Source organism: Bacteroides sp. L008 (assembly GCF_040812255.1).
Taxonomy (GTDB): Bacteria; Bacteroidota; Bacteroidia; order Bacteroidales; family Bacteroidaceae; genus Bacteroides; species Bacteroides vicugnae.
Window position 1 is genome coordinate 660095 of the sequence record NZ_JBFNXO010000001.1, and the last position, 24908, is coordinate 685002.

Annotated in this window: 17 protein-coding genes and 1 pseudogene; 11 read left to right on the forward strand and 7 right to left on the reverse strand. The window is 45.8% G+C overall.

All coding sequences use genetic code 11. From position 1 onward, the window contains the following. The first annotated feature begins 17 nt into the window (after nt 1–17). From AB3G73_RS02610 to AB3G73_RS02640, 7 genes and pseudogenes are all read left to right on the forward strand, one after another. Nucleotides 18–2612 carry a glycoside hydrolase family 2 protein gene (locus tag AB3G73_RS02610; protein ID WP_367742432.1) on the forward strand — a complete coding sequence of 865 codons (2595 nt, stop codon included), beginning with the start codon at nt 18–20 and terminating at the stop codon, nt 2610–2612. Between the two features lie 34 nt (nt 2613–2646). After that, nucleotides 2647–4971, forward strand: coding sequence for a family 20 glycosylhydrolase (locus tag AB3G73_RS02615; RefSeq protein ID WP_367742433.1), 2325 nt, complete (start codon nt 2647–2649; stop codon nt 4969–4971). Beyond that, nucleotides 4971–7046, forward strand: a complete 2076-nt coding sequence (locus tag AB3G73_RS02620; RefSeq protein ID WP_367742435.1) for a family 20 glycosylhydrolase — start codon at nt 4971–4973, stop codon at nt 7044–7046. Before AB3G73_RS02615 ends, AB3G73_RS02620 begins: the two co-directional genes overlap by 1 nt. Before the next feature lie 98 nt (nt 7047–7144). Then, nucleotides 7145–9889, forward strand: a complete 2745-nt coding sequence (locus AB3G73_RS02625) for a SusC/RagA family TonB-linked outer membrane protein (RefSeq protein WP_321020267.1) — start codon at nt 7145–7147, stop codon at nt 9887–9889. A gap of 11 nt (nt 9890–9900) precedes the next feature. Then, nucleotides 9901–11619: a RagB/SusD family nutrient uptake outer membrane protein gene (locus tag AB3G73_RS02630; RefSeq protein WP_309569423.1), complete on the forward strand. Its 1719-nt coding sequence runs from the start codon at nt 9901–9903 to the stop codon at nt 11617–11619. 87 nt (nt 11620–11706) lie between these two features. Further along, nucleotides 11707–11829, forward strand: a pseudogene (locus AB3G73_RS02635) (type II toxin-antitoxin system HicA family toxin); the annotation flags it as partial. A 32-nt stretch (nt 11830–11861) separates the two neighbouring features. Beyond that, complete coding sequence (locus tag AB3G73_RS02640) at nt 11862–12254, forward strand: type II toxin-antitoxin system HicB family antitoxin (protein ID WP_004297896.1); 393 nt, start codon at nt 11862–11864, stop codon at nt 12252–12254. Between the two features lie 120 nt (nt 12255–12374). On the opposite strand, the gene AB3G73_RS02645 is transcribed toward AB3G73_RS02640, so the two are convergent. The 3 genes from AB3G73_RS02645 to AB3G73_RS02655 all read right to left on the reverse strand — a co-directional run bounded on the left by AB3G73_RS02645 (nt 12375) and on the right by AB3G73_RS02655 (nt 15721). Continuing rightward, nucleotides 12375–13514, reverse strand: a complete 1140-nt coding sequence (locus AB3G73_RS02645) for a DNA alkylation repair protein (protein ID WP_008999257.1) — start codon at nt 13512–13514, stop codon at nt 12375–12377. Nucleotides 13515–13845: 331 nt separating this feature from the next. After that, nucleotides 13846–15033: a molecular chaperone DnaJ gene (dnaJ, locus tag AB3G73_RS02650; protein WP_195650546.1), complete on the reverse strand. Its 1188-nt coding sequence runs from the start codon at nt 15031–15033 to the stop codon at nt 13846–13848. Between the two features lie 106 nt (nt 15034–15139). Further along, nucleotides 15140–15721 (reverse strand): nucleotide exchange factor GrpE, encoded by a 582-nt coding sequence (locus tag AB3G73_RS02655; protein WP_148367944.1) that lies wholly within the window; start codon nt 15719–15721, stop codon nt 15140–15142. Nucleotides 15722–15993: 272 nt separating this feature from the next. On the opposite strand from AB3G73_RS02655, the gene AB3G73_RS02660 reads away from it, so the two are divergent. Beyond that, nucleotides 15994–17613: an ABC-F family ATP-binding cassette domain-containing protein gene (locus AB3G73_RS02660; RefSeq protein WP_195359096.1), complete on the forward strand. Its 1620-nt coding sequence runs from the start codon at nt 15994–15996 to the stop codon at nt 17611–17613. A gap of 107 nt (nt 17614–17720) precedes the next feature. Then, on the forward strand, nt 17721–18278 hold the full coding sequence (locus AB3G73_RS02665) for a YdeI family protein (protein ID WP_234132270.1): 558 nt from the start codon (nt 17721–17723) through the stop codon (nt 18276–18278). Nucleotides 18279–18347: 69 nt separating this feature from the next. Here the strand turns inward: AB3G73_RS02665 and AB3G73_RS02670 are convergent, their stop codons facing one another. From AB3G73_RS02670 to AB3G73_RS02685, 4 genes are all read right to left on the reverse strand, one after another. Beyond that, nucleotides 18348–20099: an AAA family ATPase gene (locus AB3G73_RS02670; RefSeq protein WP_342989242.1), complete on the reverse strand. Its 1752-nt coding sequence runs from the start codon at nt 20097–20099 to the stop codon at nt 18348–18350. Nucleotides 20100–20228: 129 nt separating this feature from the next. After that, the gene (locus tag AB3G73_RS02675) at nt 20229–22421 is read right to left on the reverse strand and encodes a VapE domain-containing protein (RefSeq protein ID WP_367742440.1); all 2193 of its coding nucleotides are present in this window, start codon (nt 22419–22421) and stop codon (nt 20229–20231) included. 127 nt (nt 22422–22548) lie between these two features. Then, entirely contained in the window at nt 22549–22785 is a 237-nt protein-coding gene (locus AB3G73_RS02680; protein ID WP_367742442.1) for a hypothetical protein, read from the reverse strand. Between the two features lie 502 nt (nt 22786–23287). Next, on the reverse strand, nt 23288–23533 hold the full coding sequence (locus AB3G73_RS02685; RefSeq protein ID WP_148367949.1) for a DUF4248 domain-containing protein: 246 nt from the start codon (nt 23531–23533) through the stop codon (nt 23288–23290). Nucleotides 23534–23826: 293 nt separating this feature from the next. On the opposite strand from AB3G73_RS02685, the gene AB3G73_RS02690 reads away from it, so the two are divergent. Next, the gene (locus tag AB3G73_RS02690; protein ID WP_367742444.1) at nt 23827–24315 is read left to right on the forward strand and encodes an HU family DNA-binding protein; all 489 of its coding nucleotides are present in this window, start codon (nt 23827–23829) and stop codon (nt 24313–24315) included. A gap of 50 nt (nt 24316–24365) precedes the next feature. After that, on the forward strand, nt 24366–24845 hold the full coding sequence (locus AB3G73_RS02695; RefSeq protein ID WP_367742446.1) for an N-acetylmuramoyl-L-alanine amidase: 480 nt from the start codon (nt 24366–24368) through the stop codon (nt 24843–24845). Nucleotides 24846–24908: the final 63 nt, after the last annotated feature.

Sequence of the window (24908 nt, forward strand, 5' to 3'; positions counted from 1 at the left end):
TATCTAATGCCCCCACTATGATGATTAATTTGATCGGAAAAAAGGCTCAAATAGCATGTGGATTACTATGCTGTTGCAGTATGGCATATGCACAGAGCAATGACAATTCCGAAGTTGTCGTTCTAAATACAGGTTGGGAATTTTCCCAGGCAGGAACAGAGCTGTGGCAATCGGCACAGGTTCCGGGCACCGTTCATCAGGACCTTATCTACCATAAACAAATACCCGATCCTTTTTATGGCATCAATGAACAAAAGATTCAGTGGGTGGAAAATGAAGACTGGGAATACCGGACTGCTTTTACAGTTACCCCCGAACAACTGAAACGGGATGACGCCCAATTGGTTTTTGAAGGCCTTGACACATACGCCGATGTATACCTCAATGGAGCACTGTTGCTGAAAGCCGATAACATGTTTGTCGGCTATACCATACCCGTCAAGTCCCAACTCCGTATCGGAGAAAACCTTCTTCACATCTATTTTCATTCCCCCATCCGGCAGACACTGCCTCAATATAACTCGAACGGATTCAACTATCCGGCAGACAACGACCATCACGAAAAACATTTAAGCATATTCTCCCGTAAAGCCCCTTACAGCTATGGCTGGGATTGGGGAATCCGCATGGTGACCAGCGGCATCTGGCGTCCGGTGACCATCCGTTTTTATGACGCAGCTTCTATCAGTGACTACCATGTAAAGCAACTCGCACTGACCGACCAGCTCGCAAACCTGTCTAATGAGTTAGAAATAAACAACATACTCCCCCGCCCACTTCAGGCAGAGGTGAGAATCAATACCTCATTCGAAGGAAGTGCAGAAAAAAGCATCAGCCAGGCAATCACCTTACAGCCCGGAATCAATCATGTTTCCATACCTTCCGAAGTGGCATCCCCCGTACGTTGGATGCCGAATGGATGGGGAAAGCCCGCCCTGTATGATTTCTCCGCTCAAATCATAGTAGAAGATAAAGTCGTAGCCGAGCAATCGCACCGGATAGGACTGCGTACCGTTCGCCTCGTTAATGAAAAAGATAAAGACGGAGAATCCTTCTATTTTGAAGTAAACGGTGTACCGATGTTTGCCAAAGGAGCCAATTACATCCCCCAGGATGCACTCTTGACTAACGTCACTACCGAACGCTACCAAACCTTATTCCGCGACATCCGCGAAGCGAACATGAATGTCATTCGTGTATGGGGAGGTGGAACGTACGAAGATGACCGCTTCTATGACCTGGCAGATGAAAACGGAATACTGGTGTGGCAAGACTTCATGTTTGCCTGCACTCCCTATCCGTCCGACCCCACCTTCCTGAAAAGGGTAGAGGCGGAAGCCTGCTACAACATCCGCCGCCTTCGTAATCATGCTTCCCTGGCGATGTGGTGCGGCAATAACGAAATACTGGAAGCCTTAAAATATTGGGGATTCGACAAGAACTTCCCGCCCGAAATCTATCAGGAAATGTTTCGAGGCTACGACAAACTGTTCCATCAGCTCCTTCCTGCCAAGGTGAAGGAACTGGATGCCGACCGTTTCTACATACACAGCTCCCCATATTTTGCCAACTGGGGGCGTCCCGAATCCTGGGGGATAGGAGACAGCCATAACTGGGGAGTCTGGTATGGTCAAAAAACATTCGAGTCACTTGATACAGACCTGCCCCGTTTCATGAGCGAATTCGGTTTCCAGTCCTTCCCGGAAATGAAGACCATCTCCACTTTCGCCGCTCCGGAAGATTATCAGATAGAATCGGAAGTGATGAATGCTCATCAGAAAAGCAGCATCGGCAACGCCCTGATTCGTACCTACATGGAGCGCGACTATATCATCCCCGAAAAATTTGAAGACTTTGTCTATGTCGGACTAGTGCTGCAAGGACAAGGAATGCGTCACGGACTGGAAGCACACCGCCGGAACCGTCCTTACTGTATGGGCACCCTGTATTGGCAACTGAATGACAGCTGGCCGGTAGTATCCTGGTCGAGCATCGACTATTACGGTAACTGGAAAGCCCTGCATTACCAAGCCAAACGAGCCTTTGCTCCAATCCTCATCAATCCTATCCGGCAGAACGACAGCCTCAATATCTACCTGATTTCCGACTGTCCGGACACCAAAGACCACCTGACGTTGGAAATGAAAGTAACAGACTTTGACGGAAAGAAACAAGGCAAGCCGATACGACTCAACACATTGTCAGTTCCGGCTAACACTTCCCAATGTGTGTACCGTATAAAACCCGATATCTGGCTATCGCCGGAAGAACAGCAACGCTGTTTCATGCAACTGACCCTGAAAGACAAGGCAGGAAATACTCTTGCCGAAACCGTATACTTCTTTAGAAAAACAAAAGACCTGCTTCTGCCTGAAACAACCGTTTCCTGCAAGATGAAACAGAAAGACGGCATGTGTGAACTGACATTGTTTTCTCCCACTCTTGCAAAAGATGTCTTTATTGAAATTCCTTTGCAGGGAGCCCGTTTCAGCGACAACTTTTTCGACCTTCTTCCCGGGGAACGTAAAACGGTCGTCATCACTTCTCCCCAAATAAAGAAAGGAGAGGAGCTGCCCTTGACAATCAAACATATTCGTGAAACTTATAATTAATCTATTAATAACTTAACACCTAATTTTTTAGTTTATGAAACAACTCTTTAAATTAACCGGATGTCTGGCACTAGCAGGACTTTTTGCCTCTTGCCAATCGGCGCAACAGGAAGCCAACTACCAGATCATCCCCATGCCACAAGAGATTGTAACCGCTCAAGGAAGTCCCTTCATCCTGAAGAGCAGTGTGAAGATTCTCTATCCGGAAGGAAACGAGAAGATGCAACGCAACGCACAATTTCTGGCAGACTACCTGAAAACGGCTACCGGAAAAGATTTCGCCATTGAAGCCGGAACAGAAGGTAAAAACGCAATCATACTGGCATTAGGCACGGGGAACGAAAATCCGGAATCCTACCAGATGAAAGTTACCGGTGACGGAATCACGATTACCGGTCCTACGGAAGCCGGTGTATTCTATGGCATCCAGTCCCTGCGCAAATCATTGCCTGTGGCTGTCGGTGCGGATATTGCCATGCCAGCCGTAGAAATCAATGACGCTCCCCGCTTTGGCTATCGTGGCGCGCATTTCGATACCAGCCGTCATTTCTTTACTGTGGACGAAATAAAGACCTACATCGACATGCAGGCTTTGCATAACATGAACCGCCTCCACTGGCATATCACCGACGATCAAGGCTGGCGTCTGGAAATCAAAAAATACCCGAAACTGACTGAAATCGGTGCTAACAGAACAGAAACAGTCATCGGACGTAACTCCGGCGAATACGACGGCAAACCTTACGGTGGATTCTACACCCAGGAACAAGCCAAAGAAATCGTAGATTATGCAGCCGAACGCTACATCACCGTTGTTCCCGAAATCGACCTTCCGGGACACATGCAAGCTGCCCTTGCCGCTTACCCTGAATTGGGTTGTACCGGTGGTCCGTACGAAGTATGGAGACAATGGGGTGTATCCGAAGATGTGCTATGCGCCGGAAACGACCAGGTCTTGAAATTCCTGGAAGATGTCTATGGTGAATTGATTGAAATCTTCCCATCACCATATATTCATGTAGGTGGCGACGAATGCCCGAAAGTAAGATGGGAAAAATGTCCGAAATGCCAGGCACGTATCAAAGCATTGGGACTGAAGTCAGATCAGAACCACAGCAAAGAAGAACGTTTGCAGAGCTTTGTCATCAACCATATTGAGAAATTCCTGAACGACCATGGACGTCAAATCATCGGTTGGGATGAAATCCTCGAAGGCGGACTTGCTCCGAATGCTACCGTGATGTCATGGCGTGGTGAGAAAGGTGGTATCGAAGCTGCGAAGCAGCAACATGATGTCATCATGACACCGAACACCTACCTGTATTTCGACTACTACCAAGCTAAAGACGTAGAAAACGAACCGTTCGGTATCGGTGGTTATCTGCCCATGGAAAGAGTGTATAGCTACGAGCCGATGCCGGCTTCTCTTACTCCCGAAGAACAGAAATACATCAAGGGAGTGCAAGCCAACCTCTGGACAGAATACATCGCTACTTTCCCACATGCACAATACATGGTATTGCCTCGTTGGGCTGCTTTGTGTGAAATTCAGTGGTCCAGCCCCGAAAAGAAAAACTATGCCGACTTCCTGTCCCGTCTTCCACAACTGATTAAGTGGTACGATGCAGAAGGATACAATTACGCTAAACACGTATTTGACGTACAAGCCGAGTTTGACCCGAATCCGGCAGAAGGAACAATGGACGTTACCCTGTCTACCATCGACGGTGCTCCTATTTACTATACGTTAGACGGCACAGAACCTACTGCCACTTCCCCCGTTTACGAAGGAGTATTGAAAATTAAGGAAAATGTCACCCTGTCCGCTAAAGCCATCCGTCCCAACGGCGAAAGCAAGACTGTGACGGAGAAGATTGATTTCAGCAAATCCAGCATGAAGCCGATTGTAGCCAATCAGCCTATTAATGAACAATACCTGTTCAAAGGAGCTTCCACTTTGGTAGACGGTCTGAAAGGAAATAGCAGCTACAGGTCAGGTCGTTGGATCGCTTTCAACGGAAATGACATGGATATGACTATCGACCTCCAGCAACCTACTGAAATCTCAAGCGTGGCAATCTCTACCAATGTAGCAAAAGGAGACTGGGTATTTGATGCCAGAAACCTGTCCGTAGAAACTTCAGATGATGGCAAGAACTTCAAAAAGATTGCTTCCGAAGAATACCCGGAGATGAAAGAGACAGACAAAGACGGAATCGTTGAGCATAAACTAACCTTTGATCCTGTGACCACCCAATACGTGAGAGTCATTGCTTCACCGGAGAAATCACTTCCGGCATGGCATGGAGGAAAAGGTAAAAACGCATTTTTATTTGTAGACGAAATCAAAATTGATTAATGAATATAAGAAAAGAATACCCTAAAGTTTGTCTTTTCTTATGGATATTGGGGATGTGCTTCCATGCACATCCCATTCTGGCACAGTCCGTCATACCTGTCCCATTAAAAATGGAGCAGGGGACGGGCTCTTTTTTACTATCAGAAAAGACTAAACTTTATACAAACCTGCAAGGTGGAGAAGCGGAACTCTGGGAGAATTACCTGAAAGCATTGCCTGTTCAATTGAAAGAAGCGAGAATGAAAGACAGGAAACAGATGCTTTTCTTATTGATAACCCCCAAGACCCCCCAATTGCCATCACCGGAAAGCTACACACTCTCCGTCACCCCTCAACGAATTGAGATCCGGGCAACTTCGGGAGCCGGATTATTCTATGGAATGCAAACCCTGTTACAGCTGATGCAACCGGCGGGCACAGGCAGCTATTCCGTAGCCTCTGTCGAGATAGAAGACACCCCGCGTTTTGCTTACCGCGGACTGATGCTGGACGTATCCCGCCATTTCTCTACCAAAGAGTTTATAAAGAAGCAGATAGACGCATTGGCATATTACAAAATCAACCGTTTGCACCTGCACCTGACCGATGCGGCAGGCTGGCGGCTTGAAATTAAGAAATATCCTTTACTGACCGATTTTGCAGCTTGGCGTACAGACCCCACTTGGAAGAAATGGTGGAACGGCGGACGTAAATACCTCCGTTACGATGAACCCGGAGCTTCCGGAGGCTATTACACCCAGGACGATATTCGTGAAATACTGGCATATGCCCGTCAGCACTATATCACGGTGATTCCGGAGATTGAAATGCCTTCCCATTCGGAAGAAGTGCTGGCTGCCTACCCGCAGCTATCCTGTTCGGGAGAACCTTACAAGAACTCCGATTTCTGTGTCGGCAATGAAGAAACTTTCACCTTTCTGGAGAATGTACTGACGGAAGTTATGGAACTTTTCCCTTCCGAATACATTCATGTAGGAGGTGATGAGGCCGGCAAATCGGCTTGGAAGACCTGTCCGAAATGTCAGAAGAGAATGAAAGACGAGCATCTGACCAATGTAGACGAGCTGCAAAGCTATCTGATACACCGCATCGAAAAATTCCTCAACAATCACGGACGCCGTCTCTTGGGATGGGACGAGATTCTGCAAGGAGGCATTGCGCCCAATGCAACCGTCATGTCATGGCGTGGAGAAGAGGGTGGTATCGCTGCCGTCACCTCCGGCCATCATGCCATCATGACGCCGGGTGCATACTGTTATCTGGACAGCTATCAGGACGCCCCATACTCCCAGCCGGAAGCTATCGGCGGCTACCTGCCATTGAAGAAAGTATATACCTATGATCCTGTTCCCGCTTCCTTAACTGCGGAGCAGGCAAAGTTAGTCTACGGTGTGCAGGGCAACCTATGGGTGGAATATATCCCCACTCCCGAACACGTGGAATATATGATTTACCCTCGTATACTGGCATTGGCGGAAGTAGCCTGGTCGGCTCCGGAACGTAAGTCATGGTCCGATTTCCATACCCGTGCACTGTCAGCAGTGGCCGATTTACAGAAAAAAGGATACCATCCTTTCGATTTGAGCAAAGAAATCGGCAGCCGTCCCGAATCTCTTCAGCCAGTCAGCCATTTGGCACTCGGTAAAAAAGTGATCTATAACTCCCCCTACAGCCCCCATTATCCCGCACAAGGCAACACAGCCCTGACAGACGGCATACGTGGTGACTGGACTTATGGTGACGGTTCATGGCAAGGATTTATCTCGGACAATCGTCTCGATGTGACGATTGATATGGAAAAAGAAACCCCTATCCATTCCGTCACCGCCGCTTTTATGCAAGTGGTCGGCGCGGAAGTATTTCTGCCGGAGACAGTGATTATTTTCATTTCCGATGATGGAATAAACTTCACGGAGTTGCAAAAACAACACTTTGAAGTGAGCAAAGAAACACCCATCCGGTTTACGGATATTTCATGGCAGGGAGAAGCCAAAGGAAGATACGTACGTTACCAGGCACAGGCCGGAAGCGAACTCGGAGGCTGGATATTTACGGATGAGATAATCGTGAAATAGACATTGTCAATATCATTTATGAATAAAAGAGGGAATCTACTCAACCAGATTCCCTCTTTTATTGTTATATTTGTATTATTACCTTAAAAACTAAGAATATGGTACAACACGCTAGACTCATTTTCTACAGCCTTCTTCTTCTGGTAATCCCGTGCGAGAGCACCTTGGCGCAGAAGATTCCCGTCACGCCCATAGACTCATTGATAACAGTTGGATATGCCACCGGAAGTTTGAAAAACCTCTCCGGTTCCGTAGAGAAGATTACGGAGACACAGATGAATAAAGACCAGATAACGAACCCTTTGGAAGCAATCCGCGGACGCGTGCCGGGCTTGACCATCCAACGCGGATCAAACGGTCCGGCAGCCTTGGATGCGGTACGCCTGCGGGGAACCACCTCACTGACCAGTGGCAACGACCCTTTGATAATTGTTGACGGAGTATTTGGCGACTTGAGTATGCTCACCTCCATTTACCCTACGGATATTGAGAGCTTCACCATTTTGAAAGACGCTTCCGAAACCGCACAATACGGTTCACGAGGAGCCTCCGGTGTGATTGAAGTCACCACCAAAAAAGGAATGAGCGGCAGAACACAGGTAGCCTACAACGGTAGCTTCGGAGTTTCCACCGTCTACAAGAATCTGAAAATGCTGTCCGGCGATGAATTCCGTCGTGTGGCTTCGGAGCGTGGCATTTCCATTCTGGACAAAGGAAATAACACCGATTTTCAGAAAGAGATTGAACAGACAGGACTGCAACAAAACCATCACGTCGCCTTTTATGGTGGTTCCAGTGAATCCAGCTATCGTGTTTCCCTCGGTTTCATGGACCGTCAGGGAGTGATTCTGAATGAAGACATGAAGAACTTCACTTCGAATATGAACATGAATCAGCAGATGTTCGACGGCTTCCTGAACTGCGAGCTGGGAATGTTCGGTTCCATTCAGAAGAATCATAATCTGGTGGATTATCAGAAAACGTTCTATTCGGCAGCCACATTCAACCCCACCTATCCCAACCATAAAGACCCCGTCACCAATTCCTGGGACGGAATAACAACCGCCAGCCAAATCACCAATCCATTGGCATGGATGGAAGTGCAGGACGATGATGCCACTTCGCACATCAGCACGCACGCCCGTCTGACTTTCAATCTGCTGGAAGGACTGAAACTAAACCTCTTCGGCGCCTATACCTATAATATCGTGGAAAATTCGCAATACCTCCCCACCTCCGTCTGGGCGAACGGTCAGGCTTACAAAGGAACCAAAAAGCGAGAATCCTTGTTGGGCAACATGATGCTGACCTATAAGAAAAACTGGAAAAAACATTTCTTTGACGTGCTGGCACTTGCCGAACTTCAAAAAGAAACCTACACGGGATATTATACGACAGTAAGCAATTTCAGCACCGACAAATTCGGGTATAATAATCTTCAGGCAGGCGCACTCCGCTTGTGGGAAGGCACTAATTCATACTACGACCAACCCCGTCTGGCATCCTTCATGGGACGTTTCAACTATACATATGCCGACCGCTACGTATTGACGCTGAACGCCCGTACAGATGCTTCCTCCAAATTCGGAGCGAACCATAAATGGGGATTCTTCCCCTCCGCATCTGCCGCATGGGTGATTAGTGAGGAAGAATTTATGAAGCACTTGCCGATGGTAGACAATCTGAAATTCCGTATCGGCTATGGTCTGGCAGGCAATCAGAGCGGGATTGACTCATACACTACGTTGAACCTTGTAAAGCCGAACGGTGTAGTCCCCGTCGGAAACTCCGCCGTCGTATCTTTAGGAGACTTGCGGAACACGAATCCCGACCTGAAATGGGAAGTGAAACATACCTTTAATACCGGTATCGACATAGCTCTTTTCGGCAACCGCCTGCTGCTTTCCGCCAACTATTACAACTCCCGAACCACAGACATGCTTTACCTTTACAACGTAAGCGTACCGCCTTTCACCTATAACACCTTGCTTGCCAACATCGGTTCCATGCGCAACTGGGGTACGGAAATCGCCATCGGCATCACCCCTTTGAAGACGAAGGATATGGAACTGAATATCAATGCCAATATCACTTTCCAGCGCAACAAACTGCTCTCTTTAAGCGGTATGCACAATGGTGAAATGCTTTCTGCCCCCGAATATAAAAGTCTTGCCGGCCTTGACGGAGCCGGCTTTCACGGAGGATACAACCACATCGTATATCAGATGGTGGGTCAACCGTTGGGCGTGTTCTATCTTCCCCACAGTACGGGACTCGAATCCGATGGAAACGGTGGATACACCTATGGCATCGCCGACCTGAATGGCGGAGGTGTCAGCCTTGAAGATGGTGAAGACCGCTACGTGGCAGGACAAGCCGTACCTAAAACGATTCTTGGCTCCAACATCAGTTTCCGCTACAAGCGTTTCGACCTGTCTTTGCAGATTAACGGAGCTTTCGGACATAAAATCTACAACGGAACTTCCCTGACCTATATGAACATGAATATATTTCCCGACTATAACGTAATGAAGAAAGCCCCGAAACAGAACATCAAGGATCAAACCGCCACCGACTATTGGTTGGAAAAGGGAGATTATGTCAACTTCGACTATGTGACGCTGGGTTGGAACGTTCCGATTGAGAAAGTGCAGAAACTGAAGAAATATGTCCGTTCCCTGCGTCTGGCATTTACAGTCAACAACCTGGCAACCATTTCCGGTTATTCGGGACTTTCACCCATGATTAACAGTTCCACGGTGAACTCCACTTTAGGCGTGGATGATAAACGGGGATATCCGTTGGCGCGGACGTACACATTGGGATTGAGTATTAACTTTTAATGGAGGAGGAGATGATGAAACAATATATGAAAAATAAAAGTCGTTTTTTGCAGAAAGAAGAACAGCTTTCAAGGATAGCGGAACTGTTTTCAAAGAAGAACTTACGTCCTTCGGAAGTGTTGGTATTCCTTCTTATAGCGTGTCTGGGCTTATTCTCATGTGATAAGTTCTTGGAGGAAAATCCGAAAGATAAGTTACCCGAAGATGACGTTTACAATACGATCTCGGAAGTATATCTCAATGCAGTAGCTTCGCTTTATACATACGTAGGCGGTTATAGTGATAGTCAGGGATTGCAGGGAACGGGTAGGGGAGTCTACGACCTGAACACCTTTACTTCCGACGAAGCCATTATCCCCACCCGTGGAGGTGACTGGTATGACGGTGGTTTTTGGCAAGGACTTTACCTGCACGATTGGGGAATAGAGAATGATGCCATTCAGGCTACATGGGAATATCTCTATAAAGTCGTCATGTTAAGTAACAAATCACTGGAGCGGATAGACAAATTCGCCGAAACTCATTCCGCTACCGAACTACCGGCATACCGTGCTGAAGTACGTGCCATGCGGGCTATGTATTATTATTACCTGATGGATTTGTTCGGACGCATCCCGCTAGTTCAATCCTCTTCCGTAGCAATGAAAGATGTAGTGCAAAGTGAACGGAAAACGGTCTTTGACTTTGTTGTCAAGGAATTGCAAGAGGCGGCTCCTTTGTTGAGCGATGCACATAGCAACCAGTCCGGCCCTTACTATGGCCGTATCACTCGCCCCGTGGTAAGTTTCTTACTGGCCAAACTGGCTTTGAACTCCGAAGTTTATACAGACAATGATTGGACGGACGGACAACGCCCGGATGGGAAAAATATAAAGTTCGCAGTGAACGGCAGCGAACTCAATGCTTGGGAAACAGTCATCTACTACTGTGACCAACTCAAGACTATGGGCTACAAACTGGAACCGGAATACGAAACGAATTTCTCCATATTCAACGAACCGTCCGTAGAGAATGTCTTCACTATCCCGATGAACAAAACTCTGTATACCAACCAGATGCAATATCTCTTCCGTTCCCGCCACTATAATCACGCCAAGGCTTACGGACTAAGCGGTGAGAACGGTCCCAGCGCCACCATTGAAGCCCTTGAAACTTTCGGTTATGAAACCGCGGAACAAGATCCCCGTTTTGATATTTGCTATTTTGCAGGAATTGTCCACGACCTGAAAGGAAACATAATCAAACTGGATAATGGAACGGTACTGGAATATCTGCCCTGGAAAGTATCTCTGGATATAACAGATACCCCATACGAACAAACCGCAGGAGCCCGCATGAAAAAGTATGAAGTCGACCCGACTGCCACAAAAGACGGTAAGTTGATGGAGAATGACATTGTATTGTTCCGCTATGCAGACGCTTTATTGATGAAAAGTGAAGCGAAAGTCCGGAACGGAGCAAACGGAGATGAAGAACTCAATGAAATTCGTAGCCGTGTCAACGCTTCTCCCCGCACTGCCACTTTAGAGAATATCCTTGCCGAACGTCAGCTGGAACTGGCTTGGGAAGGATGGAGACGACAGGACTTAGTCCGCTTCGGGAAGTTTACAAGAGCTTACAGCAGCCGCCCGCAACTGCCGGATGAGGCAAGTGGATATACAACTGTATTTCCTATACCGGAGAAAATACGGGTGATGAATGAGAGGTTGAAACAGAATCCGGGGTATTAGGAAGAAATCATAGTGAAAATATGAATACTTCTTTTGGTAGTGTTCATATAATTACTATATTTGTGCAGTAATTAAGTCCAAAGCGTTATGAGTTACAAATCAGTTAAAGACGTTGTAACTATGTTGCTGGAAAACGGTTTTGTTCTAAAAGGTCAGAAAGGTAGCCACATGAAGTTTGAGAAGAACGGTAGGGTAGTTATTGTACCGAATCTTGTTTTCTGTAATTTAATATAGGAGGAGATATGAAAACAGTAGAAGTAATTGTGGAACACGCAGGAAAGAACTTGAGTGCTTATATTGAAGATGCTCCGGTTATCACTGTTGGCAATGACATGAGAGAGATTGAGGACAACATGCGAGAGGCGATTGAATTGTATTTGGAAGATAATTCCAATCCCTGTGAAGTATTGTCCGGAGAGTTTGAATTAAAATTCAAGATTGATGCTGCTACATTTATAAACTATTATAGCAACATCTTCACTAAAGCTGCATTGAGTCGGATTACGGGTATTAATGAACGGCAATTATGGCATTATGCTGCTGGAGTGCATAAGCCTCGCAGGCAACAACTTGAAAAAATACAAAAAGGTATTCAGGCTTTATCAAAGGAATTATCGGCAATCAATTTATTGTAATATATAGAGTGCTATATATTCAACTTCCAGCTAGTGTGAGATAAAGACGAACCCAAATAAAAAATCCTCGATTTTCATCCGGAGAATCGAGGATTTATATTATTTGTTGCAGCAATCGAATTACTCAATCAAATCGAAATCATATTTTTCAAATTCACTCCCATTGATTATTATAGCAATTTGATGAAGCCCGAGATGGAATTTTCTCGTCGTAACCACACGGAAAGAGTGCTTTCGCGTTATTCGTGTGGTAGAATTTCCGGTATATTCTTTTTCACTGATTTTATGAACTTTCTTCGTCAGCGTTCCATTTGCTTTTTGGTAATAAATACCATATTCAAGCCGTATTTTGATCGTCTTATTGCTATGATTCAACAAGTTAAAACCAAACTCCAACGAATCCCCGACTTTAACCTTAGGACTTGAAATCTGAAAATCCTCCACACTAATATTATTTCTGATAGAATCAAAGCCAAACAACTCCATCACCTCCGGAATCCCTTGCTTTAAGAGCGTCCGGCAACCGTGTTTTATAATCCAGTCTACCTCTTTCGACTCACCTTTCCATTTCTTTGCCAAATCAATGACTATTTCCGGATTATCTTTCGCAATATCATTCAAATTATTGGCAACACTCAACCGTACAAATCTTGCCGGATCATTTTTAAGATTCTCCAAAATAGGAATAATAGGTGTCGGATCTTTTTTCAGATTCGGCAAAGCCATCGCCCAAGGCAAACGCGGACGGCAACCTTCTGACGCAAGCCGCCTTACTCCCCAATGCTCGTGTTTCGACCAAACCAACATCTGCTTCATCATTTCATCCGGATATTTTATAATAAAAGGATGAGTCACAAACTCGCAACTTGTGAACTGCGTGATTTTCTCTATCGCTTTGACAGACGTTTCATAATCATCCAACCCATATTGCTCGACATAATTATCCAGAATCGCCCCATACTCCAGCATCAATCCAAACTTCGTATCGTCTATCACCGAAAAATCAGGCCGCGTACTTTTTACATGATCCAACAACTCAAGAATCTTAGCGATTGCCTCTTTGTAGTCTGCCGGCAAAAACTTTTTCAGAATGGTAGTGATATGTATGCAGCGCTGTTTAAGTTCCCTGCCTTCCCATTCATCATCCATAACTTGAGAAACAAACCCGTGAGCATCAAAATCATCGATAACAAGTTTCAAATCTTTCGTAAATAGATCGAAAAATTGCTCGTTATACATATTCTTAAAAGGTTCTGCCATACTTGAAGTCTATATTTAGTATCTATTTATTTGCTACACAAATATATGCCCTTTTTTTAAAAAGACAATTCTTTATCGACTTATTTAACCGAACAGAGTGAAAAAGGAAGGATAAGCCCAAAAACAGAAGTGAGCTACAAATAAAGATTGCAGCTCACTTTTATATGTTAAGTACTTGTCACTAATAAATTTCTATCTTTTTTAGGCACGGATTTCACGGATTAACGCGGTTGTTTTTCAGTAATGACAACACTAAAAACCGTGAAATCCGTGTAATCCGTGCCTAAATTACTATATAAACTAATTATGTACCCATACTCATAGCAAAAAATTAGTCGAAGAAACTCTTGAACTTCTTGAAAATCTTCTCCTTCACCGACGTGTTAGGTTTGAAATTGTCCGAAGCCTCCATCTTTTCGAGCGTGCTCTTTTCCTCTTTATTGAGCGCTTCCGGCACATAGATACTGATATTGACGAGCAAATCCCCCGTTCCGTACCCGTTCACATTCGGCAATCCCTTGCCGCGCAAACGAAGTACTTTACCCGGTTGAGTACCCGAATCAATCTTCACTTTCACTTTGCCGTCGATAGTCGGAATTTCCACGGCTCCACCCAGGGCAGCAGTCGGGAAACTAAGCAACAGATTATAAATCAAATCATTCTCGTCGCGAATCAAGTCCTGATGCGGTTCTTCCTCTACGAGAATCAGCAAGTCGCCTGCCACACCGTTGTGTTTGCCGGCATTTCCTTTGCCACCCATAGAGAGCTGCATACCCTCTGCCACTCCGGCAGGGATTTTCACCGACACCACTTCTTCACCGTAAATGATTCCGTCGCCACCACACTTCTTACATTTGTTCTTGATAATCTTACCCTCACCGCCACAAGTGGAGCAAGTGACGCGAGTCTGCATAGTGCCCAGAATGGTCTGCTGGTTACGGATCACCGAGCCGCTACCCTTACAAGTAGGACAAGTTTCCGAACCGCCATCACCTTCGGCACCCGTGCCATGACACTGGTCACACGGCACATATTTTTTGAGTTTAAACTTCTTTTCTACTCCGGTAGAGATTTCCTTCAACGTCAGCTTCACTTTCACACGAAGGTCACTGCCGCGATACCGCCGTTGCTGTGAACCGCCACCGCCACCAAATCCGCTGAAACCTCCGAAGCCTCCCCCGAAACCGCCGCCGCGGCCACCGAAGATGTCGCCAAACATAGAGAAAATGTCATCCATCGACATCCCCTCGCCACCAAAACCACCGAACGGACCGCCATTACCTGCCGCACCGCTCACTCCCGCATGACCGAACTGATCGTAACGCGAACGCTTTTCCGGGTTACTCAACACATCGTAAGCCTCGGCCGCCTCCTTAAATTTCTCTTCAGCCTCCTTATCCCCCGGATTCTTGTCAGGGTGATACTGGATTGCTTTCTTACGGTACGCTTTCTTAATTTCTTCTACTGTGGCTGTCTTCGTCACCTCCAATACTTCGTAATAATCTCTTTTTTCTGCCATGCTTCTTTTAAAATTATGAATGATGAATTACGAATTACGGGTTATGGATGATGAATTATTGCGGGAAGTCCCTCGTTTTTCATCATTCATAATCCGTAATCAATCCTTATTCCCCTACTACCACTTTGGCGTGGCGGAGCACTTTGTCGTTCAGTGTATATCCCGTTTGCACACAATCCAGAATCTTACCTTTCTGTGCTTCCGACGGTGCGGGGATTACCGCGATGGCTTCATGGTAATCAGTATCCAACGGTTGGTCTTTCGTCTCGATGACTTTCACGCCATTTTGAGCCAAGACAGCTATAAATTTATTGTAAATCAATTCTACCCCTTCCTTTACGGCATTGACATCCGTTGCCGTTTCCATCGTCTTGATGGCACGTTCAAAGTCGTCCACTACCGGAAGAATACTGCCAAGGCTCTTCTCGCCACCATTCAGGATCAGTTCGGCCTTCTCCTTTAAAGTGCGTTTACGATAATTGTCGAACTCGGCAGACAGGCGCAGATATTTATCCTTTTGCTCTTCAATCTCTTCTTGAGCTTTTTCCAGTTCCTTTTCCAACTCCTCTTCATGAGTCAGCGGAGCAGACTCCTCCGTTTGTTCGTTTTGCGGTTGGTCTTCCGCAGGATTTTGAGTTTCCTCCACATTCAGTTCCTCTTCCTTCACTTTTTTTTCTTTCGGATCCATCTTGGTATTTACTATTTTATTATTTACTATTTACTATTTAGAAACACACGTTATCTATGCAAGATACCGCTTATAAACATACCGGACTGACCGGATGTCACAGATTTTGTCTGCAAAAACTTTGCCAAGTTGGCCGTTTTGCCAAAAAACGCAGCAAAGGTAACACTTTTATGTCAGATTGGCACATATCAGATAGCTCATAATTCATTTTAAATGTCTACCTTTGCACGCTCAAATAGTAAATAGTAACTAGTAAAATAGTAAATAATAAGATGATTACAGTTTCGAACGTATCGGTTCAGTTTGGTAAAAGAGTGTTGTTTAATGACGTAAACCTGAAGTTTACGAGTGGTAATTGTTATGGTATTATCGGTGCGAACGGTGCGGGAAAATCTACGTTTCTTCGTACGATTTACGGAGATCTGGACCCGACAACAGGTACGATTGCGCTCGGACCGGGCGAACGTCTTTCGGTGTTGAGCCAGGACCACTTCAAGTGGGACTCATATACCGTCATGGATACCGTCATGATGGGTCATACCGTGTTGTGGGACATCATGAAGCAACGCGAAGAATTGTATGCAAAAGAAGATTTCACAGACGAAGACGGACTGAAAGTGTCCGAATTGGAAGAAAAATTTGCCGAGTTGGACGGATGGAATGCGGAAAGCGACGCAGCCATGCTGTTGAGCGGACTGGGCGTGAAAGAAGATAAGCATTACGTATTGATGGGTGAATTGAGTGGTAAGGAAAAAGTGCGTGTCATGCTGGCGCAAGCATTGTACGGAAATCCGGACAACCTCTTGCTCGATGAGCCTACCAATGACTTGGATATGGAAACAGTGACTTGGTTGGAAGAATATCTTGCCAACTTCGAGCATACCGTATTGGTGGTAAGCCACGACCGTCACTTCCTCGACTCTGTATGTACGCACACCGTAGACATCGACTACGGAAAAATCAATATGTTTGCCGGTAACTATAGTTTCTGGTACGAATCCAGCCAGTTGGCTCTCCGTCAGCAACAGAACCAGAAGGCGAAGGCTGAAGAGAAGAAGAAAGAGCTCGAAGAATTTATCCGCCGTTTCAGCGCGAACGTAGCGAAGAGCAAGCAGACAACGAGCCGTAAGAAGATGTTGGAGAAACTGAATGTAGAAGAAATCAAACCTTCTTCACGTAAGTATCCGGGCATCATCTTCACTCCCGAACGCGAGCCGGGCAACCAGATTCTGGAAGTGTCCGGATTGAGCAAGAAGACGGAAGAAGGCGTAGTGCTCTTCAACGATGTGAACTTCAATGTAGAGAAAGGTGACAAGGTGGTATTCCTGTCACGCAATCCGCGCGCGATGACTGCTTTCTTCGAAATTATCAACGGAAACATGAAACCGGATGCAGGGACCTTCAACTGGGGGGTAACCATCACCACTGCTTACCTGCCGCTGGATAACACCGACTTCTTCAATTCCGACCTGAATCTGGTAGACTGGTTGAGCCAGTTTGGAGAAGGCAACGAGGTATATATGAAAGGCTTCCTCGGCCGTATGCTTTTCTCCGGCGAAGAGGTGCTGAAGAAAGTAAGCGTACTCTCCGGAGGTGAAAAGATGCGTTGTATGATTGCCCGTATGCAGCTGCGCAATGCCAACTGCCTCATTCTGGACACTCCGACCAACCATCTGGACTTGGAATCTATTCAGGCATTCAACAACAACCTGAAGACGTACAGGGGAAATATCCTCTTCTCGTCTCATGACCACGAATTTATCCAGACCGTTGCCAACCGCATCATCGAACTGACACCGAACGGTATCATCGACAAGATGATGGAATATGACGAATATATCACTTCCGACCATATTAAGGAATTGCGGGCGAAGATGTACGGAGACAAATAAGTGACCGGACGAATAAAGACCCCTGACTCCCATACATGAAGTCTGATGAATAACCTATTTTTACAGCAACCTATTCTCAACAATGGGTTGCTGTTCTTTTTAGCACTATGGAAATAAAATATTTTGAAAATAGAGGAGATTGGCGAAAATGGCTGGCGGACAACTTTGAAACCGCCAGTGACGTTTGGTTTGTATTCCCCTCCAAATCTTCGGGCGAAAAAAGTGTTACATACAACGACGCCGTCGAAGAAGCCCTTTGTTTCGGATGGATCGACAGCACTATAAAGGCGCTCGACAAGGAACATAAAATCCAGCATTTCACGCCCAGAAACCCTAAAAGTTCCTATTCGCAAGCCAACAAAGAGAGACTGAAATGGTTGCTGGAACATCAAATGATTCACCCTGATTGGGAAGATAATATACGAAAAGTATTGTCAGCTCCTTTCGTTTTTCCGAATGATATCATCGGAAAACTGAAAGAGGATAAAACAGTATGGGAGAATTACCTTCAATTTTCCGATGCGTATAGGCGCATCCGAATTGCCTACATTGAAGCCGCAAGGAAACGGCCGGAAGAATTTGAAAAGCGATTGAACAACTTCATCCACAAAACGAAGGAAAATAAAATGATAAAAGGATTTGGGGGAATCGAAAAATACTACTAGGTATGTTTTTCTATATCCAATTATATTTATTAATAAGACTCACCCGCACATTTCATGCGACAAATAACCCTATAACACCTCTTCCATCAGCACCAATTCCCAGCTGCGCCACACGATCGTAATCAGTTTCAGTTTCCCTTTCTCACGAGCTTCCGCCACGCATTCGTCCTTGCTATAGCGAATCAGCTGTTCCCGCGCATTATCGGCAAGGGCCCTTATTTCCTTTTCCGGTGCATCGGCTTTCGCATACTTCACTTCCAGCAGATAAGTGTAGGGTGGAGATACGGGTACCGCCGGACTGGGTTTAAAGAAGAAATCGGCAAAACCCTTGTTCATTTCATATTCCGGATACAGTTGATAATAGCGGAACATACTTAGATAGGCTAGGAGGAATCCTTTGATATGAGCTTCCCCTTCTATATATTCCCGAATGCGGCTCTGCTCCCGAATGGCCTCTGCTACAAATTCGAACAACGGTTCCCATTCTCCCTTGAAAGACATATTCTCAAACAGCGTAAGCAACCGGTTCACGTCGAGCTTGAAGATATCATGACGGGCATATCCTTGAATCAGGAAATTGAATAGCTGTTCGCGAACCACCAGATTGGGAACGTGCAGGATGGGACGCCCCATCATATCGACCCCTTTAATAGAAAGCAGTCCGAAATAGAACAGCAAAGATTTAAAGTTGCTCACGTCCGTCATTTCCAGTGCGGAGAAATGAGTGACAATTTCGGTTATTATTTCTCCCTTTTCCGCAACCTCCTTGATGACGGAGAAGTTATCTCCCAGTCCGTGGTCAAGACGGACGAGGTAGGCAAGCTTGTTAAAGTCGGTACGGATATTGGGATCGACAATCTCTTTTGGCTTGATTCCGTGCAATATCAATGACTTCATGCAATAGAGCACCATGTCCGAGTTGAACATGCAATCCGTTAATTTATTCTCACTGAAGCAATAATTGTCATAGTTGGGTTTCATCATTGCCACCGCATCATCTATTGACATGGAAAGAGCGCCTTGCTCCTTATAATACGCCAGCATCTCGCGCAGTTCCTTCTCGCTGAAACCTACAAGGTCGTTAAACCAGGGATCGGTGGTGATATTCGTGCCGATGTTGAATCCGCTTGTCACGTCGTCCATTGTTACCGGACTTACTCCCGTGATAAACAGACGATTGAGGGCAGAACCCATTCCCGTCGTGGCGGCTTTGATTACATTGAAGAATCTCCGGATATATCCCTCGCCATGCGTCGCTTTCCGATATAAGTCCGTGCCGTAAGTCGAGAGAATGGTATTCGTGAAATTATCGTATTCATCAATCAGGAGATAAATTTTGATGTCTCCCTTGCGGGTAGCGTAGGTATTAATAGCTGACAAAAAAGCGCCGGGCTCTTCTTTTGTTTTTTCATCCAGCACTTTCCAGATATCTTTTCCCAGCAGATGTTCGTACCTGTAAACAAAATCGGAAAGCTTCCCGCAACAATGCAGCCGGAAAGATTCCTCCACCTCATTGATATTCGAACTCACCTCCGAGAAATTGAATCTCATGATGAGAAACTGGTTATGTATCGGCGTAGGATGTTGCCCGATATACAGCTGGCCGAACAATTCGTCGAACTGGTCAGCGTAACGAACGTCATAATAAGCTTCCAGCATTGCCAGCGTGAGGCTTTTTCCAAAGCGTCGGGGACGGATCAGAAACAGATAACGGGGTTGCTTCTCTATTTTTTCAATAAACATGGTTTTATCTACATAATAGAAATTATCTTTGATGATGGCTCCGAAATCCGTCAATCCGTATGGTATTTGTTTCATCATATTGCGATTCCTTTCTTTAATTCATATCGTAGCAAATATACGGAAAACGGATGAATGTGACATCGTTAATGCCATTAATTTATCCGTTTATCCGTTATTTTATGGAAAAACTGCTGCTTGGCAGATTGATTATAACTCTAATCCTTTTTGAACCGGAACTTGCGGTCGTATTGAATTTTCTGTACGTTCCTGGGATGTATACTCCACCACCCAATATTCTGTGACATTGTTGGAGGTCTTCCGTGAGTGGAAATGGTTGTTCTCCAGTACCGTGACCAGCATTTGTTTCATCTGTGCGTTGGCCTGTGTACGCCCGTTCACGCTTAATACCGACAGCAGGTAGGAGGCGGGATACCATTGCGCCTGTATATCGTTCGGCCTGGCAGCCCGGAAATAGAAGAAAAGATTCTCTTCCATCGGATCTTTTTGGCGGAACGCCTCGTTGCGGTTGTTGAGAAACGTAATCTCTTGGTTCTCATACCAATATTGGAATCCCTGCCGGTAGAGTGCGTATGCTTGTGCATATATCCCCTGATGGTTGACAGGCGTGTGATAGTCTATTTTCAGAAGCGTATTGAACAGGATACGCCTGTTTTCACCAATGTCCGGCAGACAGTGCGGGTTGTTGGTGCTGGCGATGAACGAGGCGCGGCGGGTGAACGTATAATTCTGGATGTCGTAAACCTTCCGTTCGTTCATCACATCTTGCGTGATGAGACTTTTCAACTCCTGCATCCGTGCGGGAGAGAGCGTGTCAAACTCATCCAGATTGATGATCAGGCAGGACGACATTTGCAGGAGATGGTCTTTGTTTTCGGGATAAATCATGCCGTTGCGATAATAACCCTTGAGCTCCGGCGGGAGGAGACGGCGGATAAAGGTACTCTTGCCTTTTCCCTGTGCGCCGTGGAGTAACATCAACTGGTGGTTTTGCACTTCGTCATTGATGGCGCATGCCACCATTCCCACCAGCCAGCGGCGGAAACTGTCTTCAAAAAAAGCCTGATCTGCCGCTTTTACTGTTTTTGTCAGTTGACCGATGTGGTCTGTTTTCCCGTCCCATGCCTCGAGTGAGGTGAAATAATGGACAAATGGGTTGAACGGCTTGGCATAGTCCGAGTCTACCAGCGCTTTCAAATTAGCTTGTGAGACGTATATCTTCTTCATCTGCGCGTTGATATAGAATGTGTTGACATCCTTTACGCGAAGTGTGCTGAAAGGCGGCAGCTCTGTGGGGGGAACACCGGGTATTAGTTTCCGGAACTCGATTTGCTCTTTCACTACGTTTCTCCTGATTTCGTAGTGTTCATCCATAAATTTGATTACCTGGCAGATTCTCGGTGTTTTCTCTTCTTCTTCCGCACAGTCAGTCTTTGAGGTATATTGGTAAGCATTGTGCAGGGGGAGTTCGAGGTCGAAATCGGGGAGTTCGCCGAAATGGCTGTGTGCCAGACTGACGGCTTCCTCTTCCGTGATATGCCGACGGTAACACTGGTTGCCCAGACAATAGAAGAAATTGTCCCGGTTGCCTGTCTCCAGACGTTCTTTGCGTTGGGTGTATTCCAGCGCTTTCCGGAAGTCGAGTTGCACTTGCAGGTCGATGGGCGACGCGTTCTCCTGCACGGGAAGGAGGGGAGATCGTTTTGCCGGATTTTTGCGTTTCTTGTTTTTGCACTCTTCCTCGGTGGGCAGTGTCACTTTTACGGTCAGCGGCTTTACGTTTTCCAGTCGTTCGGGAGCGAAGAAAGCGTCCGGATCATGCGACACGAAGAATCCGCGTCCCGGATCGCTTCCGCTTGTATCTACTTTGGTATTGAGCAGTGTTTCGTATTTGCTGCTTGCCAGGGCGTACATTCGGTGGTGATATCGTTCGAGGGTAGGGAAGTCGACGGTTCCCAGCGCGTTCAGTTCGGCACGTAAGGCTTCCGCCTCTTTGCCGGTGAGGTAGACGAAGATTTTCAACCCGTGCATGCGGGGACTGATGAAGCTTCCTAATGTGTCGGGGCAATCGTTCGCCAGTTGGCGGAATTCCGGGAGCTTTTCTGCCGGCATATCGTCACAGTCTACCGTGATGATGTCCTGATACTTGTCCAGGCTGTAAGCCAGTCTTTCCTTTACGTAAGTGGCTGTGATGGTGTGGTAGGGCAGTTGCTTCTTCATGCGGTCTGCTTTCGCCGTGTCTCCTGCCTCCATTGCTTCCCGAAGTCTCCGGATTCTGTCCCGATAGACATCTCCCCGGATAAATTCGAACAGTTGCCGGATGCTGATATTTCCTGATACGAGTGATAATCCTCTGTATGTGGTTATTACGATATTTTCCATTTGATTTGTTGATATGAATTTAAGTCGTGTCAATATTAACACACTGCAAAGGACGGCTTTTCCTGTAGATAAAAAAAACTGCTTTTGGTACTCAAAAAGCAGTTTTTTAACAGTCGGCTCTTAAATGTTAATCGTCAAAAAGCGTTCTTTTTAGTCTTTGTATCTCATAGTCAATCTCTTCTACGCTTAATGATTCGTCCGAATCATCATATTTCTTGAAATTAACAGCCATAAACAACAATTGTGCAAAGAATTTGGGACCTTTAGTGTTAAAAGGAGAATCGTGATCATAGCAGAGATGGACAAAGGGAAGGAGATACTTCTTGCGGTCGCGCGGACTTACATCTATCCTGTTGTTATACAAATTATTGACGGTGTCAAGCGTTTGTGTGATAAACTGGGATACTTGGGGGAATTCTCCCTTTTCGAGCGTTATAGCCTGCTTGTTCAGGTAAACGAAGCCTTCGGAAAAAATGTCTTTTTTCTCATAATTTTAAGTGTTATTTCAATGTTGTTAAAAAATGTTGTTTTAAAAAGACGCAAAGGTACATTTTATTTTGTTCCTATCATTTACTTATGTTGTTTATTCTCTTTATAGATTTTATTTGATGGAAAAAGCGTGTATTTGAGGGTGAACCCCTCACCCTCAAATACACGCTTTTTTCTATCTAAAAGAATATTCTCCCGCGCCTGCGCACGTGGACATTATTATATAAAGAAAACTCATATGGCCTGTTTATCCTCAAGATGCTGTGTGTTGCACAGAATCCCTTATAGCCGCTTTCATTTTCATTATAGCTAATCTCGATTTCATTATAGCTAATTTTATTTTCATTATAGCTAATCAGCACTTGCCATAAAGAGATTCATGGCTCATCGAGATACTTCACAATGAGCCGTACCTGCCTTGCGCTGTAAGCGTGGTCGTTTTTTCCTTCACCGCCACTATACATTGCGTCATATAGTTCATTGTTATTTCTGATCCACTCCCTCATTTTCCGCATGGCATACACCAACGGTACATAAGGATTATATAAATGCGCCAGCTCCGATTTCAAATACGGACGTATGACAAACGGCTCTTCCGCCGCCTCTTCAGTTTCAGCTTTCATATCTTCGGGAAATTATGTTTATAGTATTCCAAATATACAAAAAATCCATAGGAACTCCAAATGTATAAGTAAAATAAAATCACTCTGAATGAAAGTAAATACATTCTAAATGAAAGTAAGACGAAGTAAGCCAATCGGAGACAAAGTACGTCATTCCATTCCCCTGTAATACACTACCTTTGAGGTATCGAAAGAAAAGAAACAGAGCTCGTTCCTCTCTTCCGATACCATTGCGCTAACCGCAATCTGTAACATTTATTTTTTAATTTTTAATTCTCAATTTTTAATTTATCATGGCAATACCATTTAAAAGAATGGGTCGTAAAGATCCGAGAGAGGTTGATGGGGTGGTGAAGTATCACCCACAACTTGTGACGCAGGGACAGAGTGTAGACCTGGATAAACTCGCTTACACGATGAAAGAGAAAAGTTCCTTGTCGCTGGGCGATATCCAGAGTGTGCTAACCAATCTTGTTGAAGCGATGCGTGCAGCGTTGTTCGACGGTAAGTCCGTCAATATCCGCGACTTCGGTGTATTCAGTCTTTCCGCTACCACACTGGGGGTGGATACGAAAGAAGAGTGTACGATGAAGAACATCAGGAGCGTGAATATCAATTTCCGTCCTTCCAGCAGCGTCCGTCCTAATCTGACATCTACCCGTGCCGGTGAGAAAATCGAGTTCCTTGACCTCGATGCACTTAAGAAAAAGAAAACCGAAGGTGGAGATTCCGGTGGAGGTAGCGGTGATGGTGGCGGTGAAGCTCCGGATCCGGCAGCTTGAGCCATAGAGCGTAGATAATGCTTACAACTGATAAGAAAAACAGTGGCACTATGATGAGAAAGATTGATTTGATCGTGATTCACTGTTCCGCCACCCGTGCCGACCGTTCGCTCACCCCGGATGATCTGGAAACGCAACACCGTCGGCGTGGATTTAACGGAACAGGATATCACTACTACATCCGCAAAGACGGAACGGTGCACATCACCCGACCGATTGAATGCATCGGTGCGCACGTGAAAGGATTCAACGCTTGTTCGATAGGCATCTGCTATGAAGGTGGGCTGGACTGTCATGGTCGTCCGGCGGACACGCGGACACCGGAACAACGGGCAACACTTCATTTGCTTGTACATCAATTGCTTGAGACTTTCCCCGGTAGCCGGGTGTGCGGTCACCGGGATTTAAGTCCCGACCGCAACGGAAACGGGGAAATTGAACCGGAAGAATGGATCAAAGCGTGTCCGTGTTTTGAGGTGAAAGCGGAAGGTTTCACCACAGAGGACACAGAGGACACGGAGGAAAATTAGTATAAAAAAACAAACCACCGCAGCGTATACGGAGAAGGGAAATAAATATTCCTCTGTGCCCTC

Bases quoted from the DNA above. Each gene is read 5' to 3' on its own strand.
- AB3G73_RS02610 (WP_367742432.1), top strand. From the start codon at position 18: ATGATGATTAATTTGATCGGAAAAAAGGCTCAAATAGCATGTGGATTA.
- AB3G73_RS02615 (WP_367742433.1), top strand. From the start codon at position 2,647: ATGAAACAACTCTTTAAATTAACCGGATGTCTGGCACTAGCAGGACTT.
- AB3G73_RS02620 (WP_367742435.1), top strand. From the start codon at position 4,971: ATGAATATAAGAAAAGAATACCCTAAAGTTTGTCTTTTCTTATGGATA.
- AB3G73_RS02625 (WP_321020267.1), top strand. From the start codon at position 7,145: ATGGTACAACACGCTAGACTCATTTTCTACAGCCTTCTTCTTCTGGTA.
- AB3G73_RS02630 (WP_309569423.1), top strand. From the start codon at position 9,901: ATGATGAAACAATATATGAAAAATAAAAGTCGTTTTTTGCAGAAAGAA.
- AB3G73_RS02640 (WP_004297896.1), top strand. From the start codon at position 11,862: ATGAAAACAGTAGAAGTAATTGTGGAACACGCAGGAAAGAACTTGAGT.
- AB3G73_RS02645 (WP_008999257.1), bottom strand. From the start codon at position 13,514: ATGGCAGAACCTTTTAAGAATATGTATAACGAGCAATTTTTCGATCTA.
- dnaJ (WP_195650546.1), bottom strand. From the start codon at position 15,033: ATGGCAGAAAAAAGAGATTATTACGAAGTATTGGAGGTGACGAAGACA.
- AB3G73_RS02655 (WP_148367944.1), bottom strand. From the start codon at position 15,721: ATGGATCCGAAAGAAAAAAAAGTGAAGGAAGAGGAACTGAATGTGGAG.
- AB3G73_RS02660 (WP_195359096.1), top strand. From the start codon at position 15,994: ATGATTACAGTTTCGAACGTATCGGTTCAGTTTGGTAAAAGAGTGTTG.
- AB3G73_RS02665 (WP_234132270.1), top strand. From the start codon at position 17,721: ATGGAAATAAAATATTTTGAAAATAGAGGAGATTGGCGAAAATGGCTG.
- AB3G73_RS02670 (WP_342989242.1), bottom strand. From the start codon at position 20,099: ATGATGAAACAAATACCATACGGATTGACGGATTTCGGAGCCATCATC.
- AB3G73_RS02675 (WP_367742440.1), bottom strand. From the start codon at position 22,421: ATGGAAAATATCGTAATAACCACATACAGAGGATTATCACTCGTATCA.
- AB3G73_RS02685 (WP_148367949.1), bottom strand. From the start codon at position 23,533: ATGAAAGCTGAAACTGAAGAGGCGGCGGAAGAGCCGTTTGTCATACGT.
- AB3G73_RS02690 (WP_367742444.1), top strand. From the start codon at position 23,827: ATGGCAATACCATTTAAAAGAATGGGTCGTAAAGATCCGAGAGAGGTT.
- AB3G73_RS02695 (WP_367742446.1), top strand. From the start codon at position 24,366: ATGATGAGAAAGATTGATTTGATCGTGATTCACTGTTCCGCCACCCGT.